Source organism: Paenibacillus sp. FSL R5-0519 (assembly GCF_037974275.1).
Classification (GTDB): domain Bacteria; phylum Bacillota; class Bacilli; order Paenibacillales; family Paenibacillaceae; genus Paenibacillus.
The window spans coordinates 2,838,802-2,856,484 of record NZ_CP150234.1 but is presented as its reverse complement, the minus strand read 5'-3'; the positions used below and the strand labels follow the sequence as shown (position 1 = coordinate 2,856,484).

The 17,683-nt window shown below is 47.9% G+C and carries 15 protein-coding genes; 1 reads left to right on the top strand and 14 read right to left on the bottom strand.

Annotation, left to right across the window (positions count from 1 at the left end; genetic code table 11):
• Positions 1 to 308 precede the first annotated feature (308 nt).
• From deoD to MKY73_RS13125, 5 genes are all read right to left on the bottom strand, one after another.
• The gene (gene deoD, locus MKY73_RS13145; protein WP_017688193.1) at positions 309 to 1,016 is read right to left on the bottom strand and encodes a purine-nucleoside phosphorylase; all 708 of its coding nucleotides are present in this window, start codon (positions 1,014 to 1,016) and stop codon (positions 309 to 311) included.
• A gap of 96 nt (positions 1,017 to 1,112) precedes the next feature.
• Positions 1,113 to 2,291, bottom strand: coding sequence for a phosphopentomutase (gene deoB / locus MKY73_RS13140; RefSeq protein WP_017688192.1), 1,179 nt, complete (start codon positions 2,289 to 2,291; stop codon positions 1,113 to 1,115).
• Between the two features lie 29 nt (positions 2,292 to 2,320).
• Entirely contained in the window at positions 2,321 to 3,511 is a 1,191-nt protein-coding gene (locus MKY73_RS13135) for a NupC/NupG family nucleoside CNT transporter (protein ID WP_339307938.1), read from the bottom strand.
• A 229-nt stretch (positions 3,512 to 3,740) separates the two neighbouring features.
• The gene (deoC, locus tag MKY73_RS13130; protein ID WP_339308574.1) at positions 3,741 to 4,391 is read right to left on the bottom strand and encodes a deoxyribose-phosphate aldolase; all 651 of its coding nucleotides are present in this window, start codon (positions 4,389 to 4,391) and stop codon (positions 3,741 to 3,743) included.
• Between the two features lie 214 nt (positions 4,392 to 4,605).
• Entirely contained in the window at positions 4,606 to 5,544 is a 939-nt protein-coding gene (locus MKY73_RS13125) for a sugar-binding transcriptional regulator (protein ID WP_062836066.1), read from the bottom strand.
• A 234-nt stretch (positions 5,545 to 5,778) separates the two neighbouring features.
• Between MKY73_RS13125 and MKY73_RS13120 the strand changes: the two genes are divergently transcribed.
• Positions 5,779 to 6,405: an FMN-dependent NADH-azoreductase gene (locus MKY73_RS13120; protein WP_339307937.1), complete on the top strand. Its 627-nt coding sequence runs from the start codon at positions 5,779 to 5,781 to the stop codon at positions 6,403 to 6,405.
• A gap of 153 nt (positions 6,406 to 6,558) precedes the next feature.
• Here MKY73_RS13120 and MKY73_RS13115 read toward each other — a convergent pair whose 3' ends face one another.
• The 9 genes from MKY73_RS13115 to MKY73_RS13075 form a co-directional block, all read right to left on the bottom strand.
• A complete protein-coding gene (locus tag MKY73_RS13115) occupies positions 6,559 to 6,909 on the bottom strand; it encodes a hypothetical protein (RefSeq protein ID WP_282321162.1) in 351 nt (116 codons plus the stop codon).
• An 85-nt stretch (positions 6,910 to 6,994) separates the two neighbouring features.
• Positions 6,995 to 8,182, bottom strand: a complete 1,188-nt coding sequence (locus MKY73_RS13110) for an MFS transporter (protein ID WP_339307935.1) — start codon at positions 8,180 to 8,182, stop codon at positions 6,995 to 6,997.
• Positions 8,183 to 8,264: 82 nt separating this feature from the next.
• Positions 8,265 to 9,482, bottom strand: a complete 1,218-nt coding sequence (locus MKY73_RS13105; RefSeq protein ID WP_339307934.1) for a Xaa-Pro peptidase family protein — start codon at positions 9,480 to 9,482, stop codon at positions 8,265 to 8,267.
• A complete protein-coding gene (locus MKY73_RS13100; RefSeq protein ID WP_339307933.1) occupies positions 9,475 to 10,320 on the bottom strand; it encodes an ABC transporter permease subunit in 846 nt (281 codons plus the stop codon). Before MKY73_RS13100 ends, MKY73_RS13105 begins: the two co-directional genes overlap by 8 nt.
• Positions 10,313 to 11,230 (bottom strand): ABC transporter permease, encoded by a 918-nt coding sequence (locus tag MKY73_RS13095; protein ID WP_339307932.1) that lies wholly within the window; start codon positions 11,228 to 11,230, stop codon positions 10,313 to 10,315. Before MKY73_RS13095 ends, MKY73_RS13100 begins: the two co-directional genes overlap by 8 nt.
• Positions 11,227 to 12,357 (bottom strand): ABC transporter ATP-binding protein, encoded by a 1,131-nt coding sequence (locus MKY73_RS13090; RefSeq protein ID WP_339307931.1) that lies wholly within the window; start codon positions 12,355 to 12,357, stop codon positions 11,227 to 11,229. The genes MKY73_RS13095 and MKY73_RS13090 overlap by 4 nt, the downstream gene beginning before the upstream one ends.
• 72 nt (positions 12,358 to 12,429) lie before the next feature.
• Positions 12,430 to 13,563 carry an extracellular solute-binding protein gene (locus tag MKY73_RS13085; protein ID WP_339307930.1) on the bottom strand — a complete coding sequence of 378 codons (1,134 nt, stop codon included), beginning with the start codon at positions 13,561 to 13,563 and terminating at the stop codon, positions 12,430 to 12,432.
• Positions 13,564 to 13,631: 68 nt separating this feature from the next.
• Positions 13,632 to 15,605: a hydantoinase B/oxoprolinase family protein gene (locus tag MKY73_RS13080; RefSeq protein ID WP_339307928.1), complete on the bottom strand. Its 1,974-nt coding sequence runs from the start codon at positions 15,603 to 15,605 to the stop codon at positions 13,632 to 13,634.
• The gene (locus MKY73_RS13075) at positions 15,602 to 17,650 is read right to left on the bottom strand and encodes a hydantoinase/oxoprolinase family protein (protein ID WP_339307927.1); all 2,049 of its coding nucleotides are present in this window, start codon (positions 17,648 to 17,650) and stop codon (positions 15,602 to 15,604) included. Before MKY73_RS13075 ends, MKY73_RS13080 begins: the two co-directional genes overlap by 4 nt.
• Positions 17,651 to 17,683 lie beyond the last annotated feature (33 nt).

The window sequence follows — 17,683 nt, the reverse complement described above, 5'->3', positions numbered from 1 at the left end:
TTTCGATTAAAATCAAATGATGGTTGAATATAATATGCAACAACATCTGTTGTCATCTTAATGAACACTTTGTAGTTACACCGCTCCGGCCCCGGATCGTTCTTATGATCGCTGTTGTCTCCAAGTTTTTTTGATCCATTTTACAATGGGAAAACTCGGAGACAGCGTATCCTTCCGAAGCAGCTTTCTTTCAGAAAGCTTTTAGGCGAACGCTTCGCTTCTTCAGAATCGATTCCAGGTCCTTCACTCCATGCTTAAAACAAAAGTTTCGATTAAAATCAAATGATGATGAATATAAAATACAACAATTACAGTGTGATTGCTGTGTCCAGAGCCACTACCATCATGTCGTTGAATGTTTTTTGGCGCTCTTCGGCAGATGTTTCTTCGCCTGTCAGCAAGTGGTCACTTACTGTCAGGATGGTCAGTGCGTTAACACCGAACTTGGCAGCGATGGTGTACAGTGCTGTTGTTTCCATCTCTACGCCGAGTACGCCGTGCTTCATCAACTTCTCAGTGACGGAACGGTCATCACGGTAGAAAGAATCGGAGCTGAACACGTTACCGACATGAATCTTCATGCCTTTAGCTGTTGCACGGTCATATGCTTCTTTCAGCAGAGAGAACGTAGCGATTGGCGAGAAGTCATATCCACCAAATACATGTTTGTTCATGCTGGAATCCGTACATGCTGCTTGTGCAAGGATAACGTCACGTACACGGACATGCTCTTGCATACCGCCACAAGTACCTACACGAATCAGGTTTTTCACGCCATATTCACTGATTAACTCGTTAGCATAGATTGCAAAAGACGGAATGCCCATCCCTGAACCTTGTACCGAAATCCGGTGTCCTTGATATGTACCTGTGTAACCGAGCATTCCACGAACCTCGTTGTAACATACAACATCTTCAAGGTACGTATCTGCAATATACTTCGCGCGCAAAGGGTCTCCTGGCAAAAGGATCGTTTCTGCGATATCTCCGGGTTTTGCTCCAATATGTGTACTCATGAATGAATCTCCTCCAGTTATACATTTAGTCTATTATGATGACAGGACCGGAGCAGCACAGCTACTCCGACATCCCCTATCCCGTTTCAGAAAAACTTATTTCAAATCCTTCAGGAAGCTGGTGCCGTATTCCGGCATTTTCACTCCAAAGTTCTCGGCTACGGTTGCGCCAAGATCAGCAAATGTGCTGCGCAGATCAAGCTTTTTGCCCTCGCTGAAGCGCGGAGAGTAAGCAAGTAGCGGAACATATTCACGTGTATGATCTGTACCACGATAAGTTGGATCATTACCATGGTCAGCTGTAATCAGCAGCAGATCATCGTTGGTCATTTTGGCAAAAATCTCTGGCAGCCTTGCATCATAGTCTTCAAGCGCCTGAGCATACCCTTGCGGATCACGACGGTGACCGTACAGGGCATCAAAATCAACCAGGTTCAGGAAGCTGAGTCCAGTGAACTCTTCATCCATCGTTTCAGACAACTTGTCCATGCCATCCATGTTAGACACGGTACGAACAGCCTTGGTTACACCTTCGCCATCATAGATATCTGCGATTTTACCGAGGGCAATCACATCAAATCCGCCATCTTGCAGTTCATTCATTACCGTACGACCAAACGGTTTGAGCGCGTAGTCATGACGATTCGCAGTACGTTTCCAGTTACCCGCTTCACCGACAAATGGACGGGCAATAATGCGGCCGAGCATGTACGGATCTTCAAGTGTTATTTCACGGCAGAACTCACAGATCTCATACAGTTCTTTCAATGGAACAACATCCTCATGTGCTGCAATTTGCAGTACGGAATCCGCGGATGTATATACGATGAGCGCGCCAGTTTCGACATGCTCTGCACCCAGTTCATCGAGAATTTCCGTGCCACTAGCCGGTTTATTACCGATGACCTTCCGGCCCGTTTTCTCTTCAATGCGCTGAATCAACTCATCGGGAAAACCATTCTCGAACACACGGAAAGGTGTATCAATGTAAAGGCCCATCAGCTCCCAATGACCTGTCATGGTGTCTTTGCCTCTGGAGGCTTCCTGCATCTTGGTGTAATACGCTTTAGGTGCATCCGCTACAGGAACACCTTCGATTTCTTTGATGTTGGACAGTCCGAGACTGGCCATGTGAGGCATTTTCAGACCTCCGCGTTCACGTGCAATGTGACCAAAGGTATCTACATCAAAATCATCGAATTCTGCTGCATCCGGCGCTTCGCCGATCCCTACAGAATCCATAACAATCAGATGTACTCTTTTAAAAGTTGACATAATCTAAGCACTCCTTCCAATAATCCGGTTTACAAGAACAGTCCGGCGATGATCGCTGACAATACACTAACAAGCGATGCACCGTAAAGCAGTTTCAGACCGAAGCGGGCCACCACATTACCTTGTTTCTCATGAAGTCCCTTCACCGCACCAGCAATGATTCCGATGGAGGAGAAGTTAGCGAACGATACGAGGAAGACGGATACGATCCCTGTTGTTCTGGCAGACAACGTTGTCTGCTTCGTCAGATCAAGCATGGCTACGAATTCATTGGATACCATTTTGGTAGCCATAATACTTCCCGCTTGAACAGCTTCCTTCCATGGAACACCCATAATAAAGGCAAATGGTGCAAACACATAACCTAGCAGCTCCTGGAATGAAATACCGAGTATTGCGCTAAACATTCCGTTAACAAGTGCAATTAAGGCAACAAAACCGATTAACATCGCAGCTACGATGATGGCGACTTTGAATCCATCCAGGATGTACTCACCCAGCATTTCGAAGAAGGACTGTTTCTCTTCTTCCTGTACTTCCAATATATCTTCTTCCTCTGTAACCTCATACGGATTCACAATGGAAGCAATGATAAAACCGCCAAACAGGTTGAGCACGAGTGCCGTAACCACATATTTCGGATCAATCATGGACATATAGGCACCGACAATCGACATCGAGACCGTGGACATCGCCGAAGCACACAAGGTGTACAGCCGATGTTTTGGCAACAACCCAATTTGTTTTTTCACAGAAATGAACACTTCAGATTGCCCCAATACAGCCGAAGCAACCGCGTTATATGATTCCAGTTTGCCCATTCCGTTGATTTTGCTTAATACCAGACCAATATATTTTATAACAAAAGGTAAGATTCGGATATACTGCAATATCCCAATAAGTGCAGAGATAACAACAATCGGCATCAACACGCTGAGGAAAAACGGTGTGCCTACGGTATCTGCACCTACGGTGGTCAGATCACCAAATACAAATGCAATTCCTTCATTCGCATAATCAAGCAAACTTTTAAATACGGACGCGAAGCCGCCAATTAACCATGTCCCGACTCCTGTATTCAGCAAGGCATACGCCAGGATCACCTGTAAAACAACCATAACAACCAGTGGTCGGTAACGAATCTTCTTTTTACTGTTGCTTGCGATATAAGCCAGTCCAAAAACAACGAGTAAACCAAGAAGGGCAATTAGAAATTTCATTTGATCTCTCCTTTGAAGGTAGTTAAGCCGGATGTGGAATTCAGCTCAAAGGGTGATTACAAGCATTTTTAACAGTAATCTTTCAGAAAACTTATGAAGCGCTTACAATAAGTTCCGTTAATTAAAATATAAGTGTAAATTGTATTCCCTGTACCTGAGACGAACGCTCAAGTACAGAGAACATAACATTACTTTTGTTTGATAAGCTTGTGCTTATTAAACTTTTTGCTTAATAAGAAGATGTAGATTGACCGCCCTGCATGATCTTCACGCCAGAGCTTGCACCGATCCGAGTCGCACCCGCTTCAATCATTTTTTGCATATCTTCCAGGCTACGTACGCCACCGGAAGCTTTAACGCCAACATCAGGACCTACAGTACGACGCATCAAAGCGATATCTTCTGGCGTTGCTCCACCTGTGGAGAATCCTGTAGAAGTTTTAACAAAATCAGCCCCAGCTCGTACAGCTGCCTGACAAGCACGTACTTTCTCTTCATCCGTCAACAGACAAGTTTCAATAATGACTTTCACCAAAGCTTTACCCGCAGCCGCTTCAACGACAGCACGAATATCTTGTTCAACGAAATCATCTTTGCCATCTTTCAAAGCACTGATGTTGATGACCATATCGACTTCAGTTGCACCTTTAGCAATTGCATCCTTGGTTTCAAAAGCTTTTGTCTCCGATGTGGATGCTCCCAGAGGGAAACCGATAACGGTACAGATATCTACGCCAGTACCCTGCAACTGCCCAGCAGCATAAGCTACCCAGCCTGGGTTAACACATACGGAAGCAAACTGGTATTGCTTCGCTTCTTCGGTTAACTTGGCCATTTCACTTTGCGTTGCGTCCGCACGAAGCAACGTATGGTCGATCATTTTAGCTAATTGTGGTGTAGTCAATTGAATCTCTCCCTTATCTGAACTAGTTATTTTCTATACCCTTACACTAACATGAACATATGTAAAAATCAACTTGAACTTTTGTTCACAACTTAACTTACCGTTCTTGCTACGTTATATTTTCTGCCTAACAAAGCAAAACATCCGCCCTTTTTACGTGGCAGATGTTGTCATCCATATCCATTTGAAATTAGAACCGCAGTAATGCCTGGGCTGTGTACTGATCCGTAACCAAAATATTCGCATAATGACCTTTAAGCGCGGCGTGAATCGCTTCAATTTTTCGTTGACCCCCGGCGACCAGTATTGATTTTTCCTTATTTCTCAACTCGGCCAGATCAATTCCGACGGTTCTGCTGTTGATCTCTTCACTGATCAACTGACCTTCCGCATCGAAAAAGCGTGAACAAATGTCACCTGCACCAGAGTTCATTAATAATTGTTGCTCTTCTTCATTGAAGTAGCCAAGCCTGAACAATAACGCATCTTCTTTTACAGTACCCACGGTGAACAAAGCGATGTTGGCCTGTCTGCCAAGTTCTACGATTCTGCCGATATGCCGATCGGCCTCCACCATATTCTTCACTTCGATGTTGTCGAAAATAACGGGCAGTGGCAAATACCTTGGTACCGTGTGGAAAGCTTCAGCGAATAAATGTACAATCTCAGCGGCATACGTATTGACATGGGAGTGGCTTACGCCCCCCTTCAATTGTACAACTTCGACACCTTTAACCTGCTTGGGACGGAGCTGACGTGCTACGGCATGCATGGTTGTTCCCCAAGTCACCCCGATAATATCCGCATCCTGAACCGTCTCCTGAAGGTAGTCTGCTGCTCGTTTGCTGATATGCTTCTGTATTTCCTCATCACTCTTCAACGGGGCAAAACACACGAGTGCCGTATCTAAATCATATTTCGACTTGAGTTCTCCGGCAATGATATCGATATCCTCCAGCGGGTCCATAATTTCAATCCGGACGTATCCCCGATCTTTCGCGTACTGAAGTAACCTTGATACGGTTGGACGCGACACGCCCAATCTTGCGGCAATATCCTGCTGGCTGTAATCGGACTGATAATACAATTTCGCTGCTTCAATGCTTAATCGTTGCTTCTCCAGGTCCATTCCCATGTGCGCTCATCTCACTCATCCCTATTATCGTTGGAACATAAATACTCGTCCTGTATATTATACATGGATTTAGTATCCGGTTACTACATAGCATCCAATTCAGTATTGTCTCCATCCATTCAATTCCTTTCTGACGTATAAAACGGTAGGAACGATGCATACTACTGCGGTCGCTTCATTATTGCCAAGATTGGTTCAACCATTAATCGCACAGAGAGGAAGAACTGCATGTCTACCTTATTGTATATTACTGCCCATCCTCATGATCATGAAACCTCCTTCAGTATGGCTACGGGCAAAGCATTTATTGATGCGTATCGTGAAAGTCACCCTTCCGATGAGGTTGTTCACCTCGATCTGTACCGCTCGGATATTCCGCATATCGATGCGGATGTCTTCAGTGGCTGGGGCAAACTGCAATCGGGCAGTGATCTGACTTCCGAAGAGCAGGCAAAAGTAAGCCGTTTGAATGAACTGTCGGATCAATTTGCATCAGCAGATAAATATGTTTTTGTAACACCGATGTGGAACTTCTCATTCCCTCCCATCCTGAAGGCATATGTGGACTCCATCTGTGTAGCTGGCAAAACATTCCGTTACACCGAACAAGGTCCTGTCGGACTGTTGTCTGACAAAAAAGCGCTGCATATTCAGGCCCGCGGCGGCATTTATTCCGAAGGCCCAGCGGCTCAGATGGAATCCGGTCATCGTTATCTGAGCATTATCATGTCTTTCCTTGGCGTGCCAAAGCTTGATGGTATTTTTGTTGAGGGGCATAATCAGTATAAAGATCGAGCGGATGAGATCAAGCAACAGGCGATAGAACAAGCGCGCACTTTGGCAAAACAATTTTAGAAAGGTAGTTCAAAAGTCCGCTTTTGATTACGAATCATGCCTAGTGACATCATCAGCAGTGTAGTAAACAATCAAAGCAAAAATAAAACCCGCATGTTTCCTAGGATATTCCCAGGAAACATGCGGGTTTCAATGTATATTTCAACCTAGAGCTTATTGATATCCAGCGCTGGCACGGCTCATGGTTTCAAGTTTACGTGTGATCGCATGACGGTCCACTTTCAATCCCCAGATCATCTCAATAATCTGCTCTTTCTCCTCAGGACTGTCGGCATGTTTCAGTTGCATTAACAGATCATGCATTTGTTCATTAATGCCTTCGAATTGAATCCATAAATCCTGTCTTACCTCTTTTGAATCCAGATGATGATTCGCATCGACTTCTTCCTTCAATGCTTGCAGAATAGCATCTTTCCATTCGTCATCACCTAGCTGTTTCGCAATGTTCAGGAGATCCAGATAATCGTCAACAAGAAGTGAGTTCAATTCAGCATGTGTTTTCATCGTTTATTGCATCCCCTTTCCGTCTATTTACCAAGTATTATACTCGGTATTTCAGGATATGCAATACCTGTCGGAAAAAGTTGCTTTATGTAGCCTGTCCCTTCAACCTGTGAACAAGCAAATTACACAAGACAAAACCGATCAAAACATACACACCAATCAACCCCACAATGCCGATCCATCCTAAATGGCTGTATAACAATCCGCCCCCTGTTCCACTTACGCTTGAACCAAGGTAGTAGAAAAACAAATATAACGCATTGGCCTGAGATTTATGCTGATTGGCCACGAGTCCAACCCAGCTGCTTGCGATGGAATGACCACCAAAGAAACCAAAAGCAAACAGGGCAAGTCCGATAATTTTGACCCCAATCGCTGGATGAACGGTACATACTGCACCAGCCAGAATAATGCCCAGCGTGATCCCAAGTACATGTGATCTGCCGTACCGATCTGCCAGCCTGCCCATCCAGGTGCTGCTAAGTGTGCCCATCAGATACACCACAAAAAGACTTCCAACAATGGACTGGCTGAGATGATAGGGTTCACCCATTAATTCAAAACCTATATAGTTGAACAGGGTCACGAAGCCTCCCATCAGGAGAAAACCAAGCCCGTACAGGCACAGCAGCCTTGGATTACGACATTGTGACCACAAAAGAGGTATTGGGTTTTTGAATCCAGGTGCAGCTTTGACAAAATGACGGGATGGCGGGATAACAAGCCAAAAAATAACGGCTGCACATAGTCCAAGAATACCAATAAAACCCACAGCGGTGCGCCAACTGAACCAGTCTGTCACCACACCGCTGATAAAACGACCGGCCATGCCTCCTATCGAATTCCCGCTGATATATAGACCCATGGCATAACCAAGACTTCTAGGTTCAATTTCTTCTGACAGATATGTCATGGCTATCGCAGGCAACCCTGCGAGTGCCACCCCCTGGAGAATACGAAGCAGAAGAAGTTCCGTATATCCCGAGCTGAACGCACTCAGCAAAGCAATCACAGCGGATATCACCAGCGCCGCTGTCATAATAAAACGTCTGCCCACAGAATCAGACAAAGACCCGATGAACAGCATCGTCAGTGCCATGGCGATCGTTGTTACCGATAACGTAAGACTGGCGTGTGCCGGCGTAATGGAAAATGTATCGCTAATGTCAGGCATCAGGGGTTGCAGACTGTAGAGCAAAGCAAAAGTGACAAAACCTCCGGCGAACAGTGCAAGGCTAATGTTATGAAACGTCTTAGTTCCCTGCTGAATCATGGATGTTCCAACTTTCTCAGTAAGAAAGCTTCTTGGATCGACTTTGGTCTGGTCGCCGGTCAGTGAAGCCTTCCATTTATCGTTATTTAGTGAACAGTTTCCGCTCCATATGGGTCAGAAACTCATAACCATCTGCCGTTACAACAACGGTGTCCTCGATTTGGAATCCACCTGCACCAAGCTCGTAATAAGGCACCTCCACACATAACACCATACCGGGCTCCAGTACGCGATGGTCACCAGGAGAGAGCGTCATATCATCGTACAGTTCCAAACCAATCGCATGTCCGACATGCTGACGTCGATAATGCGGAATTCCCTCACGCTGCACACGAGACACTGCCGCATGGAATACTTCCGATGCCTTGACGCCAGGGCGCACGGTTTCAAGTGCTGTCTCCCATCCACTTTTGACCGCATCAAAATGTTTTTTCATCCAGGCGGTAGACTCACCTGCAACAACTGTGCGACCCGTATCTCCCCAGTATCCTTCCAGCTGGAGGCAGAGGTCGAAACGAACCTGATCACCAACTTCAATCGTATGAAAATAATTTTCGATGAGGGGCAACGCACTGCGTGGCCCTGCCCCTACCGCTGTCATTGCAGGAGTTCCACCTGCTCTCATCACAGCCAGACGATAATGATCGGCAAGTTGCTTCTCATGAACACCTGCGGCAATTAGATCAATGAGTTCCTGTTCAATCCGTTCATTTAATTGGGCAGCCTGACGAAGTTGCTCGATTTCGAAAGGTGTCTTGACCAGACGGATATGTCGGAACAGCTTATATGCGGGTATTACCGTTCTGTCAGGAACCTCCTCCTTGATTCTCATCAGAATATCGGGAGCGATCCGCATCTCATCGATGCCAATCGGCTGATCTTCGATCTCAAGCTGTTGTAACGCTGCCTTGAGGGCTTCAACAGGACCTGGATGAATAATCGTCGTTTGCAGGAGAGAATAGAACAGATCAATGTCGTCAGTGGAAGGTTTGCCTTCGATCGAACCTTCTACGAAGAAATCACTGTAGGCAAATATGTCCACACCCGTGATACCAAACTGAGCCACAACACCCAACCGATTCGTCGGAATGATGATGCATGGCTTAGCAGATCTGTCGGCAGGTAGAACCGCATAAATCTGCATGGTCCAGTTGCTTGCACGCAGCTGGGACCCGATGACATAGTGAATGTTCTCCGGAGTCGTTGCGATCAGGGCGCTTAGCCCCTGTGCTTTCATCACTTCTTCCGCCCGACCCCGGTTCAGACCTGCGCTATGGGATAGATGCTGTGAATTATTCATTTTGATCCAGACCTCCTTTTGTTTTCCTGCGACCAAACAAACTTTCAAGTCCTGGTACAGAGCGCAGCACTAGTTTAATCGTCATAAACAGGGCCAGCGCAAAAGCGATCAGAACTACAGACACCACGGCAATCGTTGGGTCCTGCCATTTCTCCATATACAGGAATAGCTGTATGGGCAACGTGTAGCTATCTTGACGAAGCAGCAGCAGTGCAGCCTCGACCTGATCGAAAGTGAAGACAAAAGCGATTGACCCTGACAGAAGCAGGGATAGTCGGAGTTGTGGCAGCGTAATTGTGAAAAAAATACGTATCGGCCCTGCGCCAAGGTCCGCGGCTGCTTCCCGGTGAGCCGGGTGCAGATTGGCTAATGCACTGCCCACAAGAGTAAGCACGAATGGAAGCACAATGACCGCTTCACCCAAAATAAGTGCAAACAGTCCGCCAGCAATATGCATTTTCGAGAACAAAATCAGATATGCGATACCCAGCGTAATTTTCGGCATAACCATCGGAGATACAAAAAATGCCCTTAAGATACCAGAACCCGGGAAAGGGTACTGCACGATCGCTAGCGCAGCAAGTGTACCCGTAATCAAAGCAAGCAGAACAGCTCCTGTGGAAGCAATAAGGCTGTTCTTGAACGCATCAAGAAACTGGGTCTGCTCACTCAAATTGGCATACCATTTCAAGGTGAGACCTTCCGGCGGGAATTTGCTGGCTGAACCAGAGCCTACAGATGTCAACATAATCATCAGCAATGGCAGCAGCAAATACATGGCTACGGCACCCACAAAGATATAGAGCAACAGCTTGGTGCCCCTGTTCGACTTAACCATATGCCTGACCTCCCTTATGGGAACGACGGAACATCAATATTTCTGCTCCTTTATTCACAAGCAACGAGACAACGATGGAAGACACAAGCAAGAACAGACTGGCAACCGCAGCCATCGGCCAGTTGGTGTCCAGAGTACGCTGGTATATAAATACCGGGAGTGTCATGACTCTTCCCCCGCCGATCAGCTGTGGTGTGGTGAAAGCAGTGAGACATAACGTGAACACAATCTGTACCCCGCTTGCAATGCCTCTTGCCGATAAAGGCAAAGTAATGGTCAGGAACGTTCGCCAGCTGCCTGCCCCCAAGTCCTGAGCAGCTGCCTTTAAAGAAGCATCACTTTGGGACAAGACATTCAGAATTGGAAAGACCATAAATGGCAGGAATATATGGACAAGTGCAACAACAACACCTGTCTCGTTATAGATCATACTGAATCCTTCGTCGGTAAGCCCCAGCCGGATGAACAACCAGTTCATGAAGCCCTGTTTGGACAGTAAGAGCTGCCATCCGTAAGAACGCACAACCGCGCTGACCAGTAGCGGAAGAAACGTGAGCAGCAACAACAACTGCTTCATGCCAGGCTTCTTGAGACCTGCTATGCAGTAGGCCAGCGGATAGGCAAGCAAAAGACTCCACAATGTAACCTTAAAGGCAATCCGAAATGTCGTGCCAATCAGTTTCCAATAGTAAGGATCAGATAGAAAAGCACGATAGGTCCCCCAATCCCAGGCTCGAATAAGCTTTCCATTTTCATAGATATCGAAGCTATATCTGCCAAAGATCATCAACCCGCCAAGATACACGATGCCCATCAGAGCAAGTGCAGGCACTAGAAGCAACAGCCGGGTTACCCATGTGCGATTTCCAAAGGAATACAAATTCACGATCCGTTCCGCGATCCGGTTCATATTCTTGCACCTTTTACATGGCCATACACGGGTTCAGATAACAAGAGCGCGTCCTCTGGATCAAAGCCAATTTCTATCGGCTCGCCTGGACTATAACGTGTAGCTCCCCGTTGATGCAGCACACTGGCCTGAATCAGAAAACCCTCAGCAATCTGCACGTTATATCGAATATTTGCTCCGCCGTATACCGCTTCAATCACATGTCCATCCAGCTTATTCACGCATTGAGTTGCATCTTCTCCGAGTCGAATATACTCATTGCGGATCGATAAGGAATGTTGGGCTCCGGCTTTCGGTACGGCTTTGCCATCACTGACGTTCACCAGTAATGACTTGCCGAAGCATTCCACCCGGATTTCATTTACATCCTGTCCTAACACTTCCGTCTCCAAGAGGTTGGTATCTCCAATGAACTTGGCTACAAAGCTATCGGTCGGTCTTTCATAGATTTCATCAGGGGTTGCATATTGCAGCAGCTTTCCGGCTCGCATGACGCCAATTCGGTCAGACATGTTCATGGCTTCGCTCTGATCATGCGTTACAAAGATAAACGTTCCGCCGAATTCGCGCTGGATACGTTTCAGTTCACGCTGCATATCGAGACGCAGCTGCATGTCCAATGCAGAGAGAGGTTCGTCAAGCAGCAGCACTTCGGGTCTGTTAATCAGTGCGCGAGCAATAGCGACGCGTTGTGCCTGCCCGCCGGACAGCTCAGATACAGCACGCGTGCCATAGTCTCCGAGCTGGACGAGATCAAGCATTTCACCTACCTGCCGCTTGATATCGGCTTTGGGTAACTTCTTCACCTTTAGCCCGTAGGCAATGTTGTTGAATACGTCCATATGAGGGAACAGCGCAAGCTGCTGAAAAATCATATTGCTATTGCGCCCATGGGCTGGAATGCCGGTAACATCCCGGCCTCCCAGCATAATGGTGCCCTGATTCGGCTGCTCAAGTCCGCCAAGCATGCGCAGCAGTGTTGTTTTGCCACAGCCACTCGGACCAAGCAAGGAAACGAATTCTCCCTTTTTCACTTGGAGTGTGACTTGATCAACGGCAGCTCGTTCACCATAGGTCTTCGTGACTTCCCTTGTTTCAATGGATATGGTCTCTTGTACGCTGCTCATCTCTGATTCCCTCCCGTCCATTCCGGGTTCATAACAGAACACGGAATTGTTGTTTGCCTGGCAATAATCCTTTTATTGAAGCTTGGTTTTCACGAGTCGGTCCCATAGTTCCTTCCAGGAAGAACTGTTCTGTGCAAGCACATACCAGTCTGGATTAATGCCGTTACTTTGCGTTTCCACGGAGAAAGAAGGATCATCCTTATACTTGTCCGGAACTGCAGCTGTTGTACTGGTGACTGGCGTACCCGTTGCTTCTGCATATTTAGACAGCGCCTCTGCGCTCAACAATTCGTTAATAATTTCATTTGCAACACGGGCCTGCTCAGGTGTTGAGCCTTTCACGACCTGGAGTGTGTACGGGAAGGAGATCACTCCTTCGCTCGGATACGCTACGGCAAGTGGAGAACCCCCATCAATCCATGTCTGTGCAACCTGTGCGCTGAATGGGGCAATAAGAGCATCACCTGACTCCAGCAGTGCTTTCAGCTGATCATTGGATGAAACCAATGTGCCAATCTGGTCACTGCGATCTGCCCAGTATTGGAAGGCTGGCTCGGGATTTTCATAGGATGCACCAATCTCTTGTCCTTTGGTAGCAATAAGTGGGGAGATATAGGAATAGAACATGTAATCCCAGAGCGCCGTTTTTCCTTTGAACTCCTCGTTATCCCACAGATCGTTCCAGCTGGTAGGCGGCGTTTTCACAAGGTCTTTGTTATACACCAAGGCGAAGCTCGAAACGCCCCAGACCACGCCTTTGTTGTCTGGCTTGTGGAAGGACTCTGGAATATCCTTAATATTCGTCACAATGCTTGTATCCAGTGGTTCCCACATGTCGTCATTTAAGCCTTTAGCCGTCGCATCTGCATTGAAGTAACCGAAATTGACGACCGGATTGTTCGCATCAGCCTGCTTGCCAGCGACCATCTTGGGGTACATTACCGAATTGGAGGATTCCTCAAAGGTGACTTCAACATTGGGATGTGCTTTCACATACTCGGCAACCACTTCTTTTGGAACGACATCCTGATTGGAACCAGCCCAGATAAACATGGTCAGCTTAACTTTGTCCCCGCTTGCTCCTGAAGCGTCAGTCTCTCCGGCAGTATTTGAGCTGTTTGTTCCACCGCAGGCGGAAAGCGCCAATGCACCGGCCAGTGTCAGAGAAGCAAGGCTGAGAAAGCGTTTTTTGTTTGATTTGAACATGCGAATTCCCCCATCAATTGAATTGGTTTTATCGATAAGACAGAACTACATAGTCTCCTTGCACTTGATCAATGCAACCCTATTTTCTGGCGTAACCCTTCCATTATGTCGGATATTTCCCGTGGGTCTACAGATAGGGAATCCTTATATTTCTCCTCTACAACGCCCATGGTCTGACGCTTGAGGTAGTCTCTCAGTGCAAGCGGAGCACTCAGCAATGCCTGATTCAGTGATACCTGCATCTCATCGCTCCAGATGCTTTCAAATTGCTCACGCGCCTTGCCGTATGCGAATTCTTCCTGCTGTCGTGATCGCTTGGCGCGCAGTTGTTCTGTATCGCTCTCGTTCAGCTCCAGACCATTAATCACAACACCGTATAACTCAAGGGCTTTCTCCGGGGATACCAGCCCACTTCTTACATCCTCCAGAACCAGACGTGAATCACGCTCATATGGATCGCCATATCCGCCTCCACCTTGCGACAGGAACGTAACCGTTTCTCCAGGCTGAAGTAGTAACTCATCAATTCTGCCCAGATGATCCTCACTTGCACGTCCAGCATTGAGAATCGCTTCGCCATGTGAACCTACACCGCCACCAAGCCTGCCCCAGGGCTGAAACTCCATACGCTCCATGTTTCTGGCCGTCATCACGGTATCCGGTGTTAGAATTCTGACGCACAGGTCAATTCCACTTCCACCACGGAAGGTTCCCGCACCTGCCGAATCGGCACGAAGACCATAATGCTCGATCAACACAGGCATCTCGGATTCCACCGTTTCCGCAGGGATATTCCGAAGATGACCAACCGCAAAATCCATACCATCAATTCCGTCTTTCATCGGCCTTGCTCCCGAACCTCCGCAGATCGGCTGAATCACGCCCACCTTTTTCTTGCCATCAGATGCGTCTGTCATCGCCATCATGATAATGCAGGCTTGTCCAGCTCCTGCTGCGGGAACCATACTGCCCTGTGCTTTCCCCAGAGCTCCCGTGATAACGTCCATCAGCCGGATAAAGGTTGCCGCACGGGCCCCCACAGCTGCCATCGGCTCCGGGTTGAGTACGGAAGCAGGGGGCGCGTAATTTCGTACCATGCGGATCATGCCCGAATTCCACGGAATGGTCGGATCGAGTGTACGGAAATAACGAATGAGTGCAGGTACCAGCATGTAATGTCCCTGTTGGTTGTGGGTAGGAATATTGAATGAAGCCCTGACCTGAGGATCGGTGCCGCTAAAGTCCAGATGAATGTCACTGTCTTCAATCGTCATTGTGCAGCGCAAGCGGATGGGATATCCTCCTGGACCTTTCTCCAGGTAGTCCCAGAAGTCATAGGAACCGTCAGGGATATCCTGCACAATAGCGCGAGCTTTCAGTTCGGCATACTCCAGCAAATGCTCGATGCCCTGCTCGATTTTCTCCACGCCATATCGTGCAATGAGTTCCGCAAGTCGCTGCTCTCCCCGATTCAATGCAGCCATAAGCGCTTTGAGATCACCGAGATTTTGCTCTGGAATGCGGCTGTTGTCCAGAAACATGCGGAGAATCTGATCGTTCAGAACACCGGCTTCATACAGCTTGACTGGTGCAATTCGAATGCCTTCCATGTGAATATCGTAGGCGCTGGGAGATACGCTCCCCGGTACCTTGCCGCCTACATCGGATGAATGGACGAAGCACATGCCGTAAGCGATGATTCTCCCTTCGTGAAAATAAGGCTTGATGAGATGAATGTCTGGAAGGTGTGTGACCATGCCTTTGGTGGAATAAGGATCATTACATATGACGAGATCCCCTTCTTTCCAGTCTTCTATGCTGTTAATGGTCGCAGCAGCAGGGATGCCCAGAGACAGATTGTACCCTGTCTCCAAGGGCGACCCGAACGTTTCCCCGGATGGAGATAAGAGGTAGGTTCCGAAGTCGCCCGTTTCTTTGACAAAAGCGGTGAAGCCTGTCCGTAAAACCACATTTGCCATTTCTTCCACCGCGGCTTGAATCCGGTTGTTGAAAATCTCAAGAAAGACTTTGTCGCCGATCATGCTTCCACCTCCCCAATCACGTTCCCATGTATATCCCGGTATACCTTATATCCAGGCGGGATAAAGATCGTTGTATCATACTCCTCCACAATAACGGGTCCGGGGATGGGAGCATCCGCGAATGGAATCTGTCCTCTTTTCAGTACCTTTGCAGTCTGCTGTATATGGTCAAAGGTAATGATCCGTTCCTCAACTTCACTCTCGCAGAATGGTGAATCTATTGGATTCACCGTGTTATGGGTAGGCAAAACACCAACAATGGTCGCCCTAAGACTTACAAACATCACCTCAGCCTCTGGCTGACTGATGCCAAACACATTTTGGTAGGACGCATGGAATTTAACCCCTGCTTTCTTGGGATCTTCAATTTCTTCCAATGTCAGCGTGACCTCAAGATCAAAGGCCTGTCCTTCATAGCGCATATCCGCACTATATAGACAATAGATATTATCCAGCTTGACACCACCACGGGCTTCCTCATCGACCCAGCCACGTCCCTGGTTTTCCAATTCAGTGAAAAGGAAACTTAACTCACCGGGCTCCAGAGTCTGGATGCTTTTGTGTAACGTATGAACGAAGTCATTGCGAAGATTGGCCACCGTGCAGCCCATCGCACACAGCGTTCCCGGAGATGGCGGGATCAGCACTCTGCCAATGCCTACCTCGCGTGCCATCAGAAAAGCATGCATCGGGCCAGCTCCGCCATATGCCAGCAACGTAAAATCGCGGGGATCGACGCCCTTGCGAGCCATGAGGGGAGAAAACTGGGCATACATATTGGCGGTTGCCACATCTAGGATCGCTTGCGCAGTCTGTTCAGCATTCAGACCAAGCTTCTCTCCCAGACTGCCCAGCGTACGCTCTGCAAGTTCTGGATACAGACGCATTTGTCCACCCAGGAAACGGTCAGCATGCAGGATACCAAGCTGTAGATAGGCATCTGTTGTTGTCGGCTCTTCTCCCCCGCGCTGATAACAGGCCGGACCGGGGTTGGCTCCCGCACTGTGTGGCCCCACCTTGAGTACGCCTACGGAATCAAGCCAGGCAATGGAACCACCACCTGCTCCTATAGCCGTTACATCAACAGCAGGAATGATTACAGGAAAATCCCCCACCTTGTTCTCGGACGAATAAGTTGGTTCTTTGTCAATGAGAGCAACATCAACGCTTGTCCCGCCCATGTCAAATGTGATGACCTGATGAATACCCGCTCGTTCAGCAATATGGGTCGCGGCGATTACACCGGAAGCAGGTCCGGACAGAAGCGTACGCACCGGCTCATTGGCCGCTCTGGCAGCCGTCATAATTCCACCGTTGGACATGGTCGACAGCAAGTTGGCTTTGAGGCCATACGCCTGAATCCCTTCTTGCAGACGCAGGAAGTAAGACCCCATTCGTTCACCTACATAAGCATTCATTGCTGTTGCGAGTGTTCGTTCGAACTCACGCTGTTGTGGCCAGATGGCACTGCTCCGACAGATGAACAGGTGCGGATAACGTTCCCTGATCAGATCTTCCGCAAGCTGTTCATGGACCGGATTTACATAAGCATGTAGAAAACTGATCGCCAGAGCAGTAACGCCATCCTCCACCAGCTCATGCACAGCTTGCAGCAGCTGTTCCTGATTCAACGGCTGGAGTATGCCCCCACCCGCAATCACACGTTCATCAACTTCCTTGACATGTTGTCTCGGTACCAGCGCCTCGGTCTTGTCACCATACAGATTGGTTGTATCCTCAAGTCGCAATCGGCGGATTTCAAGAATGTCACGGAATCCTTTGGTCACCAGCAGACCTGTAACCGCACCATTTCGTTCGATTAATGTGTTTACGCCAAGTGTTGTTCCATGCACAAACAGATCAATCTCACGAATGTTTACACCATTCTCTTTGAGTTGATCAAGGGCGTTAAAAATGGCCTGTTCCGGAGCTGTTGCAATCGATGGCGTCTTGAGCGCCGAAATCACCCTGCCCTGATCGTCCATCACCAGTGCATCCGTAAAAGTACCTCCGATATCTATGCCTAAACGGTAGATTGTGTCCACAAGCTCAACTCCTTTATCACCGGGTCTCTTTCC